Consider the following 16,634-nt stretch of genomic DNA (forward strand, 5'->3'; position numbering starts at 1 on the left):
TTATTTTGATCCTGTTTCAAATTCAAACAGATAAGGTTTAATGACAATTCCTTGTTTATTTTTAAAACCTTTTGCCCCATCTGCTATTAAAACTTGATATTTCTTATTGGGCTCTACTTCAATTTCTAATGTTAATGTTTGATTATTATTGCTCCAGCCAATTAGTTTTTTAAATTTATAAATTGCTGTTTCTCCTAAAGGTCCATAATCAAAGCGTCTAAAATTGGTATCCATTTCCTGCGAAAAATTAATTGAATATTGTATAATTCCCGGTTTTATATTTTTGCTGCCATTTTTAATTGGAGAAACTGAAAGTACTTTTGGTTGATTTCCCTCAAATTCAATTTTGTATAACTTTAATAGTTTGGGGAAATATTTTGATCTGTCAACAAAATTCATCAAATCTGACTCATTATTATAATCTAATTGAATCATCTCTTTTACTGCACTTTTTTTATCAGAAGATTGTTCGTAATACTTTTTACAGATTGCATATCCAACAAAATATCCTAGATCTCTCATTCTAAACTGATTGTCCGGCGTATTCATCAACCAATTGTAAATATTTGACGAAAACATTTCTTTTTCAAATTCACGTTTTATTTTTTCTTCATTTTTATATCCGAATGCAATTTGAGGATTGGGCGACTTTTCATTTAAAGCAATTTCTGCTAAAAACTCAGCAACTCCTTCCATTATCGTTTGTGACAAAAGTGTATTTCCGATCGTTTCTTTTTGTTGGGTATGGATATATTCGTGGACATTCAAAAACACCACATCATTGATAGGATTTGTATTAAAATAGCTTCGAAGATGCGGATATCTCTCATCAAATTCTTCTGTAATGACTGATTGATCCGCTAAAGCGACTTCACTTCCTATCAACAACATACCATCTATCGTGGTTCCCCCTGTTCTTAAAATTCCGATTTCAAAATAGGTATCTACTGGTTTTAAGACAGGATAAATTGTTTTCAGTTTTTCAATTCCGTTTTGTATTTCTTTTGAAAACTGATTAGATTTTAATGTATTAGTTCGAATTGACTTCCAAAACTTAGGATATTGGCTGATGGCAAATACGTATTCTTCAGCAGAATAATTTCTTGCTTTCATAATTCCATTTAATCCCGGAGTGGCTTTATTAATATATAAATCTTTAATTAAACTAATTTGTTTTGCCGAATCTTTTTCAATAATAACTTTGTCGTATGCTTTCCAAAAATTAATGATATCATCGAAGATTATTTTCTGTCCAAACCCCAAAACAGGCAAAGTCAGTAAAAATAGTTTTAAATATTTCATGTACAGTTTTTACAATAGTGTTTAGTTGCTTTCAAATTCATCATTTATAATTAAATTGTCCGTTTTCGCACGAATAGTGTCCGTTAATGAACAGTTTAAAAATATTTAAAATTATTTTCGTTCAGATTTTCAGATGCTTACAAATTTTTAAATCTCTGGTATTTGATTTGTCTAATATATTGTAAGTAAATTAGTTATCTTAAATATGGATACGAAAATAGTAAAAAAGAAATCTAAACTAAAATTAATATTAATCATCATTGCATCTGCGTTGGCAGTTTCGGTTTTTGGATTGTATTTTTTGAATCAGAAAAAAACTTACAATGTGAAACTTGAAGACATTCAGGTAGAAGAAGTGACGAGAGGAAGATTTGAAGACATGCTGATGGTTACAGCGCAAACACAATCTCTGAATTCATCTTTAGTTAATGTTTTGGAAGGTGGCGCTGTAAAGGAAATTTTTGCAGAGGACGGACAAATGGTAACCAAAGGCCAACCCATCGCAAGAGTTTACAATCCTAATACAGAATTTAATTACCTCAATCAGGAAACCGGAATTATGCAACAAATCAACCAGATGAGAAGCTCACTTTTGGAACTGAAAAATCAGGAATTCAATCAGGACAAAGAGTTACTTCAATCTCAAAATGATTATAATACAGCTTTACAGTCATTCAATCTTCAAAAAAGATTATATGATGCAGAAATCGGAAAGAAAACAGATTATGACACCAGTCTTCAAAATCTGAATTATCAGAAACAAAGAAAAATGATTGTGGAAAAAGGAGCTTCAAGTGAAAAAAATTCCAGAAATTCTCAGTTTGTAGCCATTAATAATTCTATCAATCAAATGGATAAAAGTCTGAACATCCTTCGTTCTAATAAAAATAATTTCCTGATTATGTCACCCGTTTCGGGAAGATTATCATCGTTTAATATTTCGTTGGGGCAAAATTTAACGACTGGCGAAAGCATTGGTAAAGTAGATTTGATGGGTGGTTATAAATTGATTGCAAAAGTGGATGAATATTACATCAACAAGCTTCAAAACGGAATTAAAGGAAGTTTGGAAATTAATGTACAACAATTTGAAGTCATTATTACCAAAATTCTTCCAGAAGTGAAAGATGGGCAGTTTTCTGTGGAACTTAATTTCGTTGATGCTAAACCTGAAAACCTAAAAATCGGGATGACGTTTGGAGTGAAGCTGAAACTCTCTGCCGATACACAAAGTATGATGATTTCGAAAGGGAATTTCTACAAAGACACCAATGGAAAATGGATTTTTGTGGTAAAAAATAATAAAGCTGCGAAGAGAAATATCAGCCTTGGGAGAGAAAACCCAATGTACTATGAAGTTGTTTCGGGACTGAAAAAAGGAGAAACCATCATTATATCAGATTACACCGAATTGAAGAAATATGAAATATTAGATATTCAAAAATAAAAGTATTATGAAAATAAAATTATTAATATTATGTTCTGTTTTTTTTATCTGCAATCTTATACAGAGTCAGATTCCCAATACATTATCTGCAAATGATAAGATATATGGTCTTTCTAAGTTTTGGAGCGATGCGAATTACAACTTTGTTTATATGTACAAAGTAGAACCGCAAAAATGGGATGATGCCTATAAAGAAGCGATTGAAAATGTTCAAAAAACTAAAAATGATTACGAATATTTTAGAGAACTTCAAAAGTTATGTTCAATTCTAAAAGATGGGCATACAAAAGTTTATTTTCCCGAGGCTATTCAAAGTCAGATAATGACTACTCATTTTGGAGCGTACCGTCTTTTTTTGACCAATGTACAAGGGAAAATATTTGTGTACGATGTAAATAAAAGCAAGGCAGAAGAAATTCCTATTGGGAGCGAAATTGTAAAAGTGAATGGTCTGCCAGCTAATGAATATCAACAAAAATTTGTAACTCCATATATATCCACTTCTACGGAAAATGATTTGAATAATCAAGCGAGTTATAATTTATTATCAGGATTATCTGGTGATCAATTTGATATAGAAATAAAAACTCCAAAAGGTGAAATTAAAAAGTTCCATTTGATTCATTCCAAGACCGAAGAGAAAGAATTAAGTTCTGAGCCGTTGCCAAATAATGGTGCTTTCGAATTTAAATGGATGAAAGATGATGTAGCTTATGTTGTCATCAAAACCTTTGATGATGCTATTGCTGTAAGCGGTTTTGAATCAAAATTAACTGAACTTAAAAAGGCAAAAAAAATAATTATAGACCTTAGAAATAATGGTGGTGGTAGTGGCAAAAACGCATTAAATATTGCGAAGTATTTTGTGAAGAGTGATACAATCTACGGTGCTAAAAATTACAGCAGAGAAATTATACCGACAGAAAGAGCAATTGGTTCATTCCTAACGGCTCAAGATACCATCAATGGAAAGCATCAATGGGGATTATCTAAAGAAGAAGCCACTAATTTGTATAAAGCCTATTTGGGAACAAAATTTCACAATTTTGAGTACAAGCCAACAATCGTTAAGTCAAATGTTAAATTCTCAGTCCCAACGGTGATACTTACAAACAACAATACAGCTTCTGCTGCGGAAGATTTTCTAATTTATTTGTTTAATGAAAAGAATATAATCAGAGTTGGAGATTTTACCAATGGAAGCACAGGTCAACCATTACAAATAGATCTACCCGGTAACACCACTGCCTGGATTTGTACAAAAAAGTAACATTACCTAACGGAGAAGAATTTGTAGGAATTGGAATAAAGCCAAATATTATTGTTAAAAGAAATTTGAATGATGTTTTATATCCTGTCAAATATGATTCACAATTATTTGAAGCAATGAGTTATTTAAATAAACCTTTAAAAAAATTAATAAAATGATCAATATTCAAAATCTTTCAAAAATTTATAAAACTGAAGACGTTCAAACCAATGCGCTTAATAATGTAAGCTTAAATATCAAAGAAGGCGAATTTGTAGCAATCATGGGACCTTCAGGTTGCGGAAAATCTACTTTCCTCAATATTCTTGGGCTTTTGGACAGCGCTTCTTCCGGTTCTTATCAGTTTGAATCGATTGAAACAATCGGAACTTCTGAAAAGAAAAAATCTGATATCAGAAAGAAAAACATCGGCTTCATTTTCCAGAATTTTAATCTGATTGATGAACTGACTGTTTTTGAAAATATAGAACTGCCTTTAATCTACAACGTCGTTTCTTCTTCCGAAAGAAAAAAACGTGTTGAAGAGATAATGGAAAAGATCAATATCTCGCACCGCGCAAAACATTATCCTCAGCAGCTTTCCGGTGGACAGCAGCAAAGAGCGGCTGTTGCCAGGGCTTTGGTTACAAAACCTAAACTGATTCTTGCCGATGAGCCCACCGGAAATCTAGACAGTTCCAACGGAAACGAAGTGATGAATCTTCTCGCAGAACTTCACAGAGAGGGTTCTACAATTGCAATGGTAACGCACTCTTCTTACGACGCAGGCTATGCTTCTAAAATTGTAAATATGAAAGACGGTGAGATTTTCTCAGAAGAACATTCTTCCCAAAGAAAAGATGTTTTTGAAAAAGCAGATGCAAAGATTTTCGAGTAATCGATTCTTTAAAAATTACATTCATTCATCCATTTTATAACTGATCTCAGAGATTCGGAACCATTCTGTTTCTCTGAGGTTTATAAAATCGTTTATCAATCATAAACTATCACTTATGTTAAACAATTGGCTCAAAATTGCCTTTATTAATTATAAAAAGAATTGGCTTTCCACCATCATCAATTTATTTGGATTGACCATCGGTTTGACAGGATTTATGCTCATCCTAATGCATTGGAATGACGAAGAATCCTTTGAAAAATGGAATCCGAAGAAGGATCAAATCTATGGGATTCAGAGTTATTATAAAAAAGATAATACTTACGGAAGCAATATCTCTATCCCTATGGCGGAACGCGCTGCGAAGCTAATTCCAGAAGTGAAAGATTTTGTTCTTTTTAGTTCGTCAGGAATGGGTTTCAAGATGACAACCAAAAACAAAACGGTTTATCAACAAGACGGAATAGCGACTTCCGAAAATTTCTTCAATTTTTTTCCATTTAAATTGATTTCAGGAAGTTTTAAAGACGCTCTAAAAAGCGGAAATGCGGTTGCTCTTTCTACAACTTCAGCCAAAAATATTTTCGGGAAAACCAATGTTGCAGGAGAAAGCGTGAAATTTAATGGTAAAAATTATGCTGTAACTGCAGTTTATGAATTGCCAAAGGAAAATACTATCATAAAACCTGAATTTATAATTCTGGCTTATGAACAGATAAAAAATGATAAAGAAGCTTGGGGAAGTTTTAATTACGGATGTTTTTTTATGTTGAAAAATGATGCTGATATAGTTGCTGTGCAAAATAAATTGGTAAAAGAAGTTTTCGAACATAGAGCAAAACTCAATGAGGAAGGAGCTCCTGGTGTTACTGTTGAGAAATATATGGAACTATATGGTCCGAATACTTGTGAACTGATACCATTAGATAAATTAAAACTGCACGCAAAAGCTTATTGGTTCGGAAATGGCGATCTCCAAATAATGATGATTTTGCTGACACTTTCTATTTTGATTGTCATTCTTTCGGCCATAAATTTTATTAATCTAAAAACAGCTCAGGCCTCTCAGCGTGCCAAAGAAATCGGTATAAGAAAAGCCATCGGAAGTACAAAATCAAGTTTGGTTCTTCAATTTTTATTGGAAACATTTATCATTTGTTTCGCTTCATATCTTCTTTCTTTGGCTTTGACAGAGCTTCTTTTACCAAGCTTCAATAAGTTTTATGCCAAAGAAATCGTGATGAATGATTGGCATATTTACTTTTATTCTTTCTCGATGGTTTTAGCGGTTACCTTGATTTCCGGATTAATTCCAGCAATCTATTTATCAAATTTCAAAGCTATTGAAACTTTGAAAGGAAATTTCGCCAGAAGCAAACACGGCGTTTGGTTGAGAAATGGAATCCTGACCTTGCAATTAATTATTTCTTCATTTTTCATTATAGGAGGTTTAGTTGTAAACTCACAAGTAAAATATATGATGGATAAAGACCTTGGTTTTAGTGGGAAGCAAATATTGTATGTTAATTTTAGCGAGAACGTAGAAAAACCTTGGCTGAAATATGAACGTTTGAAAAATGAGTTAAGTAAAATTGAAGGTGTTGAAAGTATTTCTTTCGGAGAAGCAGTTCCCGGAAGTGGCAGATTCAGCAGCTCAAACGTAGATTTTAGAGATAAAAGTATCAATGCTCAACACGGTTCTATGGATTTTGATTATCTCCAATTTATGAATGTAAAACTGAAAAAAGGACGCTGGCTGAATCCTAATTTAGCTTCCGATACAATTGCAAATGTTATGGTAAACGAAGCTTTTGTTAAGAAATTTGGATGGACAGATGATGAAGCTTTGACAAATGAAATTCGTCCGGGTTTTGATAACAAACCGTATCATATTGTAGGAATTGTGAACGATTTTAATATTTGGAATCCGAAAAGTACGGTGGAACCAATCACATTTTTCCATTATAAAGAAACTACTTGGAAAAGATTTGGGGTGTATAACATTCAATTAAAATTAAAGCCTGATGACATCGATGGAACGATAAAAAGACTCAAATCTTACTGGCAGAAAAATGTAGAGCCAGGCTATCCTTTCGATTCTTATTTTATTGATAAAAAATTTGCCGAGAGTTTTGTAAAATATCAGAAACAACAAACACTTTTTACAATCTTAAATGCAATGGTTTTGATGGTGGCTTTACTTGGATTATTCGCTTTGTCGTCATTAATGATTGAACAGAAGTTGAAAGATGTTGCCATCAGAAAAACGCTAGGCGCATCCGACAAAACCCTGATTTTTGGTTTGACGAAACAGTTTCTTTGGATTACGTTAATCGCTGTGATCATTAGTATTCCGATCAGTTATTATCTGATGAACGAATGGCTGAAGGACTTCGCTTACCGAATCGATATGCCCATCTTACCATTCATTCTCAGCCTTTTGGTTTTACTTCTGCTAACGTTTACTGTTGTAAGCATCAAAGCCTACCAAGCTACTAAAGTGAATCTGATAAAATATCTGAAGTACGAGTAAAATTTGTTAATAGTTGTCGGTTGATAGTTAATGGAGGTTATTCTCAAAAACCATCAACTGACAACCAAAAACCAACAACTATGTTAAAAAACTGGCTTAAGATAGCATTAATCAACTATAGAAAAAACTGGCTTTCCACAATCATCAATATTTTGGGGTTAAGTGTTGGTTTGTGTGTTTTTCTATTGATTTTTATTCATTGGCAGGACGAAAAATCTTATGAAGACTGGATTCCGAATAAGGACAATATTTATTTAGTTGAAAATGGAAACTCATCTTTTGGTACAATGGTAGTTTCCAGTTATCCGGAATTAACTGTTTCAAAAGAAAAATTTTCTGAGATTGAAGATTTCGCTATTGCAAATTCATGGAATGGGTATAAAGTACGATTGATGTATGGAAATAAGTCGGCTTATACAACCAATGCGAGAGCAACAGATTCTTATTTTGATTTTTTTCCGATGGAAAGAGTTGCCGGCAGTTTTAAAAATGCAATAAGTGACGACAGCAAAATAGCAATTTCTGAAGAAACAGCAAAGGTTTTATTCGGAGATGAATATAAAGACTGTATCGGTAAAACATTGAAGCTTGATGATTCTGAAAACAAATCTTACGTTGTGACTGCTGTTTATAAAATCCCAACAGGAAATACAGTATTTCGTCCTGGGTTTATAATGAGACATCCCAATATTGATAAACAGAATTTAGAATGGACAAATTACAGCTATGTAGGATATTTTAAAATAAAACCGGGAACAGATATTGCCGCTTTAGAAAAGAAACTTTCTGATCAGCAATCTCAACAGGAAAAAATAAGTTCCGAAAAATGGGGCGAAAAATATGATAAAAAGAACAGCCCAAAAGTTTATCTCACCCCAATAAGCAAAATGAAACTGGATGCCAAAAGTGAAGGAATTGATAAAGGCGACAAAAAATCAATCATAATTCTTTTGGGATTATCTGCATTGATATTGCTTTTGTCAGGCATCAATTTAATTAATCTTAAAACAGCACAGGCATCGCAAAGGGCAAAAGAAGTGGGTGTGAGAAAAGTTGTTGGAAGTACTAAATCAAAGTTGATTCTTCAGTTTTTGCTGGAAACTTTTATCATCTGTTTTACAGCGTACATTTTGGCTTTTGCAATGGTAGAGCTTTTGCTTCCTTCATACAACAAGTTTTTAGGGAAAGAAATAAAGCTGAATGACACCAATCTATTCATCTACAGCGGCTTACTTTTAATCGTCTTTTCATTAATTTCAGGATTAATTCCGGCATTATATCTTTCAAATTTTAAACCGATTAATACGCTGAAAGGAAATTTTTCGAGAAGTAGAAACCGTGTTTGGCTGCGTAATTCTATTCTGACTTTGCAACTCATAATCTCTTCATTTTTTATTATTTGCTCTTTGATCATTCATTCTCAGGTAAAATATATGATGAATAAAGACCTAGGTTTTAAAGGAAATCAGGTTGTGAACATTCAGTTTAATAAAACAGATTGGGAGAATGATTATAATTTTAAAAAGTATGTACGTCTGAAAAACGAAGTATTAAAAATTCCGGGTGTAGAAGACGTTACTGGTTCGGTAAACTCTATCGGATTAGGAATGGCAAATGCATCACTTGTGAAAAATGCTTTAGATACTACAAAAACAGTGGAGAATGTTCTTGTAGGAGCTATTGATCACAATTATTTTAAATTCTATAAGATGAAATTTGCTTCAGGAAGAGATATAGATCTTCGCTATGCTTCTGATACGATTTCCGGAACCGTTGCCAACGAATCATTTATCAAAAAAATGGGTTGGAATAAAGATCAGGCTCTCGGAAAAGAAGTTTTTCCGGGTTGGGAACAGAAAAAGAAATATAAGATTATCGGTGTTTTGAAAGACTTTCATATCAACGGTGTTGATAAACTTGTAGAACCCATGCTGTTTTTTAATTATGATAGAAATTGGGCAAAAAATAATATGGGAAATCTTCAGATCAAACTTTCGGGAGATGATATTAACGGAACGTTAGAGCAGATCAAAGAATTCTGGCTCACAAAAGCTGAACCGGGCTACCCTATCAATTATGAATTTGTAGATAAACAATTTGCCAAAACTTTCGAAAAATTTCAAAAACAACAGACTCTTTTTACAATACTAAATGTTGTTGTGCTTGTTATCGCATTGTTAGGATTATTCGCACTTTCATCATTATTAATTGAACAAAAATTAAAAGACGTGGCCATCAAAAAAACCTTAGGTGCAGACGAAAAAACAATTATCTGGGATTTAACGAAAAGATTTTTACTGATTTGTGTAATTGCTGTTTTAATAAGCATTCCGTTTGGATATTATGCAATGAATGAATGGCTGAAAGATTTCTCTTACCGAATTGATATGCCGGTTTGGCCTTATGTCTTAAGCATGATTTCACTTCTCCTGTTGACGTTTATTGTCGTTAGTTTTAAAGCTTATCGAGCCACAAAAATAAATCTTGTAAAACATTTGAAATACGAATAACCACGAATCATATTCCCCTCATTTGGAAGGGTGGCGAAAATTCGAAAGAATTTTTGACGGGGTGGTTTACACGGTTATCAAATAATTCAAAAAAAAATGAAAAAACTATTCTTCATACTAATAATCAATCTCTTTCCCGCTCAGCAAAGTTGGACGCTTCAAGAAAGCTTGGATTATGCGGCTAAAAATCATCCACTGATTAAGCAGGCTACTGTAAATATTCAAAAAATGAACGTCAGATTTCTGCCGCAAAAGGAATGCTGCTGCCGTCAATAGAAGCGGGACTTAATCATAATTATAATTTCGGATTAGGTATTAATCAAAATAATAACCAAAGAGAAGCGATTAACACCCAATATGACAATGTGTACGTACAAGCCAACTGGGAATTGTTGAACTGGCGAAATTACCTCAATATTTCATTGTCTAAAATCAATAAAGAGAGCTCAATCTATAAAATGAAACAGGCTCAGAATGAAGTAAAACTGAATGTCATTCAAATGTTTTTCAGTTATCAAAACAGCAAAAGCTGGCTCGAAGTTCTGGAAACTCAAATCTCAGGAATCGAGGATCAGATCAAACGTACCGAAAAAGAAGTTGAGATCGGAAACCGCCCGAAAAGCGATGTTTATGACATCAAAGCCAACCTCGGAACGCTGCAGGAACAGTGGGTTTCTGCCAAAAACTCACGGGATCTTTCTAAAATAAATTTATTGAATGCTTTGGCAATAAGCGATGACTCTATCGAATTTCAAATGGATGAGGAAAATCTGGCTTCCTTTAATTTTGATGATCCCGAATTTGTAAGAACTCTTTTGGAGAAAAATCCGGCTTATAAAACGGTAATTGCAGATACGAAAGCAGCAGAAAAAAATATAAGTATTGCCAGATCTGCCTATTTACCAACAATCAACGGGTTATACAACTGGTCAAGTTTTTATAGTAAAACCTTAGGCGAGCCTGCAGATTTGTTTTCTGATCAATTTAAAAGAAATAAGAGTCAACAGGTTGCTTTCGGGCTTTCTATTCCTGTATTTAATAAATTACAGGTTAAAAATAATGTTGAAATTGCAAAATTGAATATCATCAATTATAACTACGAAAAGGAAATTGTCATCAATAATTTCACAAAAAGCATTAATTCCATAAAAGCACAGTTTAAGAATTCTGAAGAGAAATACACCCTGCTGAAATCGAATTTTGAAAACCAAAGATTATCTTTCCAAAAGTCTGAAGAAAAATACAAAGAAGGATTGATGGATGCATATACCTTTTTTGTGGTAAGAAATAACTGGCTTCAGGCAAATTACAATCTGATCAGCAGTAAAAATGAAGTGATGCAGCAAACTGAATTGCTAAAGGTCTTACAATCTGATTTGTAAAACAAAAAACGTCAATTCGTTACAAAACCACAGATGATGATTGGTATTTCTATTAGATTTTAAAAACCTTAAATAAAATAATTTCACCCTCAAAAGTACGCTCAATAATATACAAATATTGATTATATTCGCAGTATTATTTACCATTTAAAATGAAGAAGAAAGTTGTACTTGTACAAGATAATAAAGATATCCTTCAAATAATGGATCAGGTGCTGGAGGAAGAAGGATTTGATGTGACCGGATCTTTGACTACAGATCCCATAAAGAATATTGATAAAATAGATCCGGATATTGTAATTGTAGATGATCACATAAAAGGTTCTGTAAAAGGTTCGCAGGTTATCAAAGAATTAAAATCTGATCCTGATACTGAAGAAATACCTGCTGTTCTTACGTCGACATCTAATAATATTGCTTCCGAGGCGGCAGAATGTCTGGCTGATGACTTTATTGGCAAACCATTTGGAATTGATGATATGATTGAAGTCGTTAAAAAAAATACGGATTCTTAGTTAGAGAAATGATTTGTCTTTCTTTTAATAAAACAAAATAAGAGTTTCATAGAATAATTTAGATCAATTTTCAACATCTTTTTAGAGCAAAGTTCCAACAGCTATTTTCATGTTTTATTTTTTAAAACTTAAAATTCCATTGGCATTCTTTCACAATTTTATAAACCTATATTTGTAATCAACTACATTTTTTTAATCAATAAAAAAGCTATGGACTCAGTAGAAATGGAAAACCAGATACTTCTATTAGTAAGAAAAAAACACGAAGAAACCGGTGGAAATAATGGGAACTTTTTCGGAGACTTTGATCATATCCTGAACCTCCCAATTGCTGAGAGAAATGCATTCCTGCAAAACATGGTGAACAGAAAACTGATCGTCATTCGTGAAGGTGGAAACGCCAGAATGATTATGCTGCCGAAGTAAATTTTTACACAGTTTTCCCCTACTCAAATCTTTATAATTATTTGCAAGCCAAATAACTCCTTTCATACTCTCCTACTGCAACGTTTTTTATTTTGGAGACAAAAGTTTAATGATTAACTTTACATTTCACCGAGTTAATCTTTATCCTATGAAAAAAATAGTACTTTTTCTTTTAATGACCTTTGTTTTCACAGCTTGCGGCGAAGAATGCTATAATGCACCTATGCCGATCGTTTTTGAATTCGTTGATGCCGATGACAAAAACCTGATTACCAATGGAACTCTTGACCCCTTTTCAATCAGTGACGAAAATCAAGTTGGGGTAAAGCTTACAAAAACAGATGACGGAAAAGTTATCTTAGAAAATGTGGGTGCTTACAATGGTACAAAAAACTATACTTTTTATTCTTCACTTAAGATGTTTAATTTTTCAATAGAGTCGTCAGAATTCAAAGGTGGTTGTGATGGTTACCAAATTAATAAACTAACCTTTAAAGGTGTGGGTATTGATGTAAAAGACGAAAAAGGACATTATAAAATTATTTTTCAATAATATAAATGACTTCATTTTTCTAAGAACATCATAATTATTAAAAACCATTTCTATTGTTTCTTTTCTGAAATCAACAGCATTATAAGTGCTTTTCTGGCAATGGAAGATTATTTTTTTTCATAAATTCAAGTAAATCTTTATACTTTTCTTCATAATCCCCGCCACTACATTGATCAGAAATGCTACAAATATCTGAAGGTTTTATATCTAAAATTTTTGAAATTTTGGTAAGTATTTCAAGATTGATTTTCACTTTTGAGTTTTCAATATCAGAATATGCTTTTGAGAAATTCCCATCTCAAATGCCATGTACTCCTGCGTTAAATCCCGATCTCTTCTGATTTTTCTGATATTCTGTCCACACACTTTCATCCCGTTTATCTTTAGTAGTTTTTGGTATATTTTAGAAGCTAAGCTAATAGTCTCTACCAAAGTTACTCATTACCTTTGAAAAAACATTAGACACGTAACATGATATTTATTTTTACTTCGGCAAAGCCTTTATTTAAAGTGTTTTCTAGGAAATAAAATCATTCTTTACAACAAACAGGAATTATGGAGACGCAAAAATTTCACTATGACAATAATATTGTCAGGGCATTCCTCTATGCCACTATCGTATTCGGAATTATTGGTTTTATTTTAGGATTGACGGCCGCTTTAATGCTGTTTTATCCGGAATTGCCAGAATTTTTATTCGGAACTGATGATACAACTATCCAAAGTTTAAGAAGCGGAAACATTCAGGGGCTTATTAATTCGCAGGGAGCTTTAGGTTTTGGAAGAATCAGAATGCTTCATACGAGTGCTGTTATTTTTGCTTTTGTGTGTAATTCTTTCTTTTGCGGTGCATATTACAGTATGCAAAGACTTCTGAAAACCAGAATGTACAGCGATACACTTTCCTGGATTCATTTCTGGTCTTGGCAAATTATGATTATTGCCGTTGTGATTACATTTTTAATGGGAATCAACACTTCAAAAGAGTATGCTGAGCACGAATGGCCGATTGATATTTTGATCACATTCTCTTGGGTTATTTTCGGAATCAATATGTTTGGAACGATTGCCAAAAGAAGAGTGCGTCATTTATATGTAGCGATTTGGTTCTATATTGCCACGTGGATTGCTGTTGCCATGCTGCATATCTTCAATAATCTTGAAGTTCCATTATCATTCACAAGCTGGAAGTCTTATTCTGCCTACGCAGGAGTAAAAGATGCTTTGGTACAGTGGTGGTACGGTCATAATGCAGTGGCATTCGTATTAACAACACCGGTTTTAGGTTTAATGTATTACTTTATGCCAAAAGCAGCAAACAGACCTGTATTTTCTTACAAATTATCAATCATTCACTTTTGGTCATTGATCTTCGTTTACCTTTGGGCAGGGCCTCACCATCTTCAGTACACTGCTTTACCGGCTTGGGCTCAGGCGGTGGGAACTGGTTTTTCAATCATGTTGATTGCACCATCTTGGGGTGGAATGCTGAACGGATTATTAACTTTAAGAGGTGCTTGGGATAAAGTAAGAGAAAATCCTATTCTTAAATTTTTGTAGTGGCAATTACGTGTTATGGAATGGCTACTTTCGAAGGACCACTTTTAGCAACTAAGTCTTTGAATAAAATTGGTCACTATACAGACTGGGTTATCGGTCACGTACATTTAGGAGCTTTAGGATGGAATGGTTTTATGGCATTTGGTGTGGTTTACTACTTGGTACCGATCATGTGGAGAACCGAAATTTGGTCTAAAAAACTCGCCAACTGGCACTTCTGGTTGGGAACATTAGGAATTATTTTCTATGCCGTACCAATGTATATCGCAGGATTTACACAAGGTTTGATGTGGAAACAATTTAATCCGGACGGAACCTTATTATGGAAAAACTGGCTAGATACGGTGACTGCAATTATTCCTTATTTTAAATTAAGATTTTTAGGCGGATTATTTTATTTGAGTGGAGCTATTCTAATGGTTATCAATGTTTTTAAAACCATCAAAGCAGGTTCATTTCAAAAAGAAGTTCCAGCAGAAGCACCAGCTTTGGCCAATGTAGGAAGTGCAAGAAAAGAAGGCGAAGGCGTACATCTTTGGCTCGAAAGAACTCCTCACCTCCTATCCATATTAGCATTTGTTGCCATTGCAATCGGTGGTTTGGTAGAAATCGTTCCTACACTCACGGTAAAGAGTAATTTACCCCAAATATCAGCAGTAAAACCCTATACTCCACTTGAATTGGAAGGCAGAGATTTATACATAAGAGAAGGCTGTAATTCTTGCCACTCTCAAATGATAAGACCCTTCCGAGATGAGGTAATGAGATTTGACGGTAAAAACGGACAGTATTCCAAAGCAGGAGAATTCGTTTATGACAGACCATTTTTATGGGGATCAAAAAGAACAGGTCCGGATTTGCATCGTGAAGGCGACAGAAATCCTGATTCATGGCACTTCAAGCACATGTACAACCCAAGAATTACATCAGCAGGCTCTATCATGCCACGTTTCCCTTGGCTGATTACCAATAAGCTGGATCGTTCACAAATGGTTGACAAAATAAAGTTAATGAAAAACACTTTCGATATACCTTATACAAAAGCTCAAATCGATTCTGCAGACCAATGGGCAAATAATCAATCTGCAGCGATTGTCAAGCGAATTTATTCTGAAGCGGCTGATGTGAAAAATCAGATGGAAGAAGAAAAAACCGCCAAAGGAAATACATTTGTTCCCCTTGAGCAAAGAGAAATTATCGCTATGATTGCGTATTTGCAAAGATTAGGAACAGACATCAAAACAACCGACATCAAAACGGCAAGCGTAAAATAATGAATCGTAAAAATTTTAATTAAAATGAAAACGAGAACCCCAATATCAATATACATCGCAGTAACATTAGGATTTACCTTTATGGCATTCGAGATGTTCGTATCAGATTCTGGTTACTTTACTTCACCATTTTTTTGGGCATTGCTTGTGATTGTTGTCATTCTGCTTTTCATCATGCACTCTATCGGAGATTTAGTAGAAAACGAAAATTTCAACAGGCTATCAGATGATGAGAAAAAGGAATATTTAACAGAAAAATCAACACCTTATTTTCAGAAACTTTGGAACTCTGCCTTTAAAAAACAATCTCAGACTGAGGAAAAAGATCTTCTTATCGACCATGGTTTCGACGGAATCACAGAACTTGATAATTCCTTACCCAAATGGTGGATTGGTCTTTTCTATTTCGGAATTGTCTTCTGTGTTGTCTACATCATTGCATTTGCATTCACAGATTATGCTCATCCTGATGCCGAATATGACAAAGAAACCAAAACCATGCTTGCATCAATCGCAGAGTATGAAAAAACTGCCCCGCAAATTGATATAGAAACTGCAAAATACAATGCAGATAATATTGCAGAAGGTGAACAGATTTTCAAAACCAATTGCGTATCGTGTCATTCAGATTCAGGGAAAGGCGGAATTGGTCCCAATCTAACCGATACCTACTGGATCAATATTAAAGAAAAAAGTCTTTTCAAAAATGTATTCTGGATGCTTGAAAATGGCTCGCCAAATAATCCAACCATGCGACCATTCATCAAAGATGGTACTATTACAGGACGAGATGCAGAGAAAGTTGCAGCTTACATTTATCACATCAATCAGGAGAAATCACCAATTACTGAGGCTTTGGGTGGTGCGGCACCTCAAGGTAAAGCAGCCAATTGGGAGTAGTATATTTCATCAAAATCATAAATCAATAATTAAAATATTGCCTTTGTCTTAGTTTACAAAATTTCTAAACTATTCACTTTTTCCA

The 16,634-nt window shown here is 33.7% G+C and carries 13 protein-coding genes and 1 pseudogene; 12 read left to right on the forward strand and 2 right to left on the reverse strand.

Features of this window, described 5'->3' with window-relative positions; genetic code table 11:
- Positions 1-1,302 carry a DUF2268 domain-containing putative Zn-dependent protease gene (locus EAG08_RS00380; RefSeq protein ID WP_129533746.1) on the reverse strand — a complete coding sequence of 434 codons (1,302 nt, stop codon included), beginning with the start codon at positions 1,300-1,302 and terminating at the stop codon, positions 1-3.
- Between the two features lie 205 nt (positions 1,303-1,507).
- Here EAG08_RS00380 and EAG08_RS00385 point away from each other — a divergent pair, with 205 nt between their 5' ends.
- The 10 genes from EAG08_RS00385 to EAG08_RS00425 all read left to right on the forward strand — a co-directional run bounded on the left by EAG08_RS00385 (position 1,508) and on the right by EAG08_RS00425 (position 12,815).
- Entirely contained in the window at positions 1,508-2,749 is a 1,242-nt protein-coding gene (locus tag EAG08_RS00385) for an efflux RND transporter periplasmic adaptor subunit (RefSeq protein WP_129533747.1), read from the forward strand.
- A gap of 7 nt (positions 2,750-2,756) precedes the next feature.
- A complete protein-coding gene (locus tag EAG08_RS00390; RefSeq protein WP_129533748.1) occupies positions 2,757-4,019 on the forward strand; it encodes a S41 family peptidase in 1,263 nt (420 codons plus the stop codon).
- A gap of 154 nt (positions 4,020-4,173) precedes the next feature.
- Positions 4,174-4,896 carry an ABC transporter ATP-binding protein gene (locus tag EAG08_RS00395; RefSeq protein WP_129533749.1) on the forward strand — a complete coding sequence of 241 codons (723 nt, stop codon included), beginning with the start codon at positions 4,174-4,176 and terminating at the stop codon, positions 4,894-4,896.
- 115 nt (positions 4,897-5,011) lie between these two features.
- Positions 5,012-7,429, forward strand: a complete 2,418-nt coding sequence (locus EAG08_RS00400; protein ID WP_129533750.1) for an ABC transporter permease — start codon at positions 5,012-5,014, stop codon at positions 7,427-7,429.
- An 80-nt stretch (positions 7,430-7,509) separates the two neighbouring features.
- Positions 7,510-9,939 (forward strand): ABC transporter permease, encoded by a 2,430-nt coding sequence (locus EAG08_RS00405; protein ID WP_129533751.1) that lies wholly within the window; start codon positions 7,510-7,512, stop codon positions 9,937-9,939.
- 96 nt (positions 9,940-10,035) lie between these two features.
- Positions 10,036-10,215: a hypothetical protein gene (locus EAG08_RS21580; RefSeq protein ID WP_228446687.1), complete on the forward strand. Its 180-nt coding sequence runs from the start codon at positions 10,036-10,038 to the stop codon at positions 10,213-10,215.
- Positions 10,197-11,321 (forward strand): TolC family protein, encoded by a 1,125-nt coding sequence (locus EAG08_RS00410; RefSeq protein ID WP_262696777.1) that lies wholly within the window; start codon positions 10,197-10,199, stop codon positions 11,319-11,321. The genes EAG08_RS21580 and EAG08_RS00410 overlap by 19 nt, the downstream gene beginning before the upstream one ends.
- Positions 11,322-11,473: 152 nt before the next feature.
- Positions 11,474-11,836, forward strand: a complete 363-nt coding sequence (locus EAG08_RS00415; RefSeq protein ID WP_129533752.1) for a two-component system response regulator — start codon at positions 11,474-11,476, stop codon at positions 11,834-11,836.
- A 210-nt stretch (positions 11,837-12,046) separates the two neighbouring features.
- Positions 12,047-12,262 (forward strand): hypothetical protein, encoded by a 216-nt coding sequence (locus EAG08_RS00420; RefSeq protein ID WP_129533753.1) that lies wholly within the window; start codon positions 12,047-12,049, stop codon positions 12,260-12,262.
- Between the two features lie 148 nt (positions 12,263-12,410).
- Positions 12,411-12,815: a hypothetical protein gene (locus EAG08_RS00425; protein ID WP_129533754.1), complete on the forward strand. Its 405-nt coding sequence runs from the start codon at positions 12,411-12,413 to the stop codon at positions 12,813-12,815.
- Positions 12,816-12,894: 79 nt separating this feature from the next.
- On the opposite strand, the gene EAG08_RS21585 is transcribed toward EAG08_RS00425, so the two are convergent.
- Positions 12,895-13,068 (reverse strand): hypothetical protein, encoded by a 174-nt coding sequence (locus EAG08_RS21585; RefSeq protein ID WP_228446688.1) that lies wholly within the window; start codon positions 13,066-13,068, stop codon positions 12,895-12,897.
- 302 nt (positions 13,069-13,370) lie between these two features.
- On the opposite strand from EAG08_RS21585, the pseudogene ccoN reads away from it, so the two are divergent.
- Both ccoN and EAG08_RS00440 read left to right on the forward strand, forming a co-directional pair.
- Positions 13,371-15,649: pseudogene (ccoN, locus tag EAG08_RS00435) on the forward strand (cytochrome-c oxidase, cbb3-type subunit I).
- Positions 15,650-15,673: 24 nt separating this feature from the next.
- On the forward strand, positions 15,674-16,549 hold the full coding sequence (locus tag EAG08_RS00440; RefSeq protein WP_129533755.1) for a cbb3-type cytochrome c oxidase N-terminal domain-containing protein: 876 nt from the start codon (positions 15,674-15,676) through the stop codon (positions 16,547-16,549).
- The last annotated feature ends 85 nt before the right edge of the window (positions 16,550-16,634 follow it).

It is taken from the genome of Chryseobacterium sp. 3008163, from assembly GCF_003669035.1.
Lineage (GTDB): Bacteria > Bacteroidota > Bacteroidia > Flavobacteriales > Weeksellaceae > Chryseobacterium.

Excerpts from the sequence above, each read along its gene's own strand:
- EAG08_RS00380 (WP_129533746.1), bottom strand. The coding sequence starts at position 1,302 with ATGAAATATTTAAAACTATTTTTACTGACTTTGCCTGTTTTGGGGTTT.
- EAG08_RS00385 (WP_129533747.1), top strand. The coding sequence starts at position 1,508 with ATGGATACGAAAATAGTAAAAAAGAAATCTAAACTAAAATTAATATTA.
- EAG08_RS00390 (WP_129533748.1), top strand. The coding sequence starts at position 2,757 with ATGAAAATAAAATTATTAATATTATGTTCTGTTTTTTTTATCTGCAAT.
- EAG08_RS00395 (WP_129533749.1), top strand. The coding sequence starts at position 4,174 with ATGATCAATATTCAAAATCTTTCAAAAATTTATAAAACTGAAGACGTT.
- EAG08_RS00400 (WP_129533750.1), top strand. The coding sequence starts at position 5,012 with ATGTTAAACAATTGGCTCAAAATTGCCTTTATTAATTATAAAAAGAAT.
- EAG08_RS00405 (WP_129533751.1), top strand. The coding sequence starts at position 7,510 with ATGTTAAAAAACTGGCTTAAGATAGCATTAATCAACTATAGAAAAAAC.
- EAG08_RS21580 (WP_228446687.1), top strand. The coding sequence starts at position 10,036 with ATGAAAAAACTATTCTTCATACTAATAATCAATCTCTTTCCCGCTCAG.
- EAG08_RS00410 (WP_262696777.1), top strand. The coding sequence starts at position 10,197 with ATGCTGCTGCCGTCAATAGAAGCGGGACTTAATCATAATTATAATTTC.
- EAG08_RS00415 (WP_129533752.1), top strand. The coding sequence starts at position 11,474 with ATGAAGAAGAAAGTTGTACTTGTACAAGATAATAAAGATATCCTTCAA.
- EAG08_RS00420 (WP_129533753.1), top strand. The coding sequence starts at position 12,047 with ATGGACTCAGTAGAAATGGAAAACCAGATACTTCTATTAGTAAGAAAA.
- EAG08_RS00425 (WP_129533754.1), top strand. The coding sequence starts at position 12,411 with ATGAAAAAAATAGTACTTTTTCTTTTAATGACCTTTGTTTTCACAGCT.
- EAG08_RS00440 (WP_129533755.1), top strand. The coding sequence starts at position 15,674 with ATGAAAACGAGAACCCCAATATCAATATACATCGCAGTAACATTAGGA.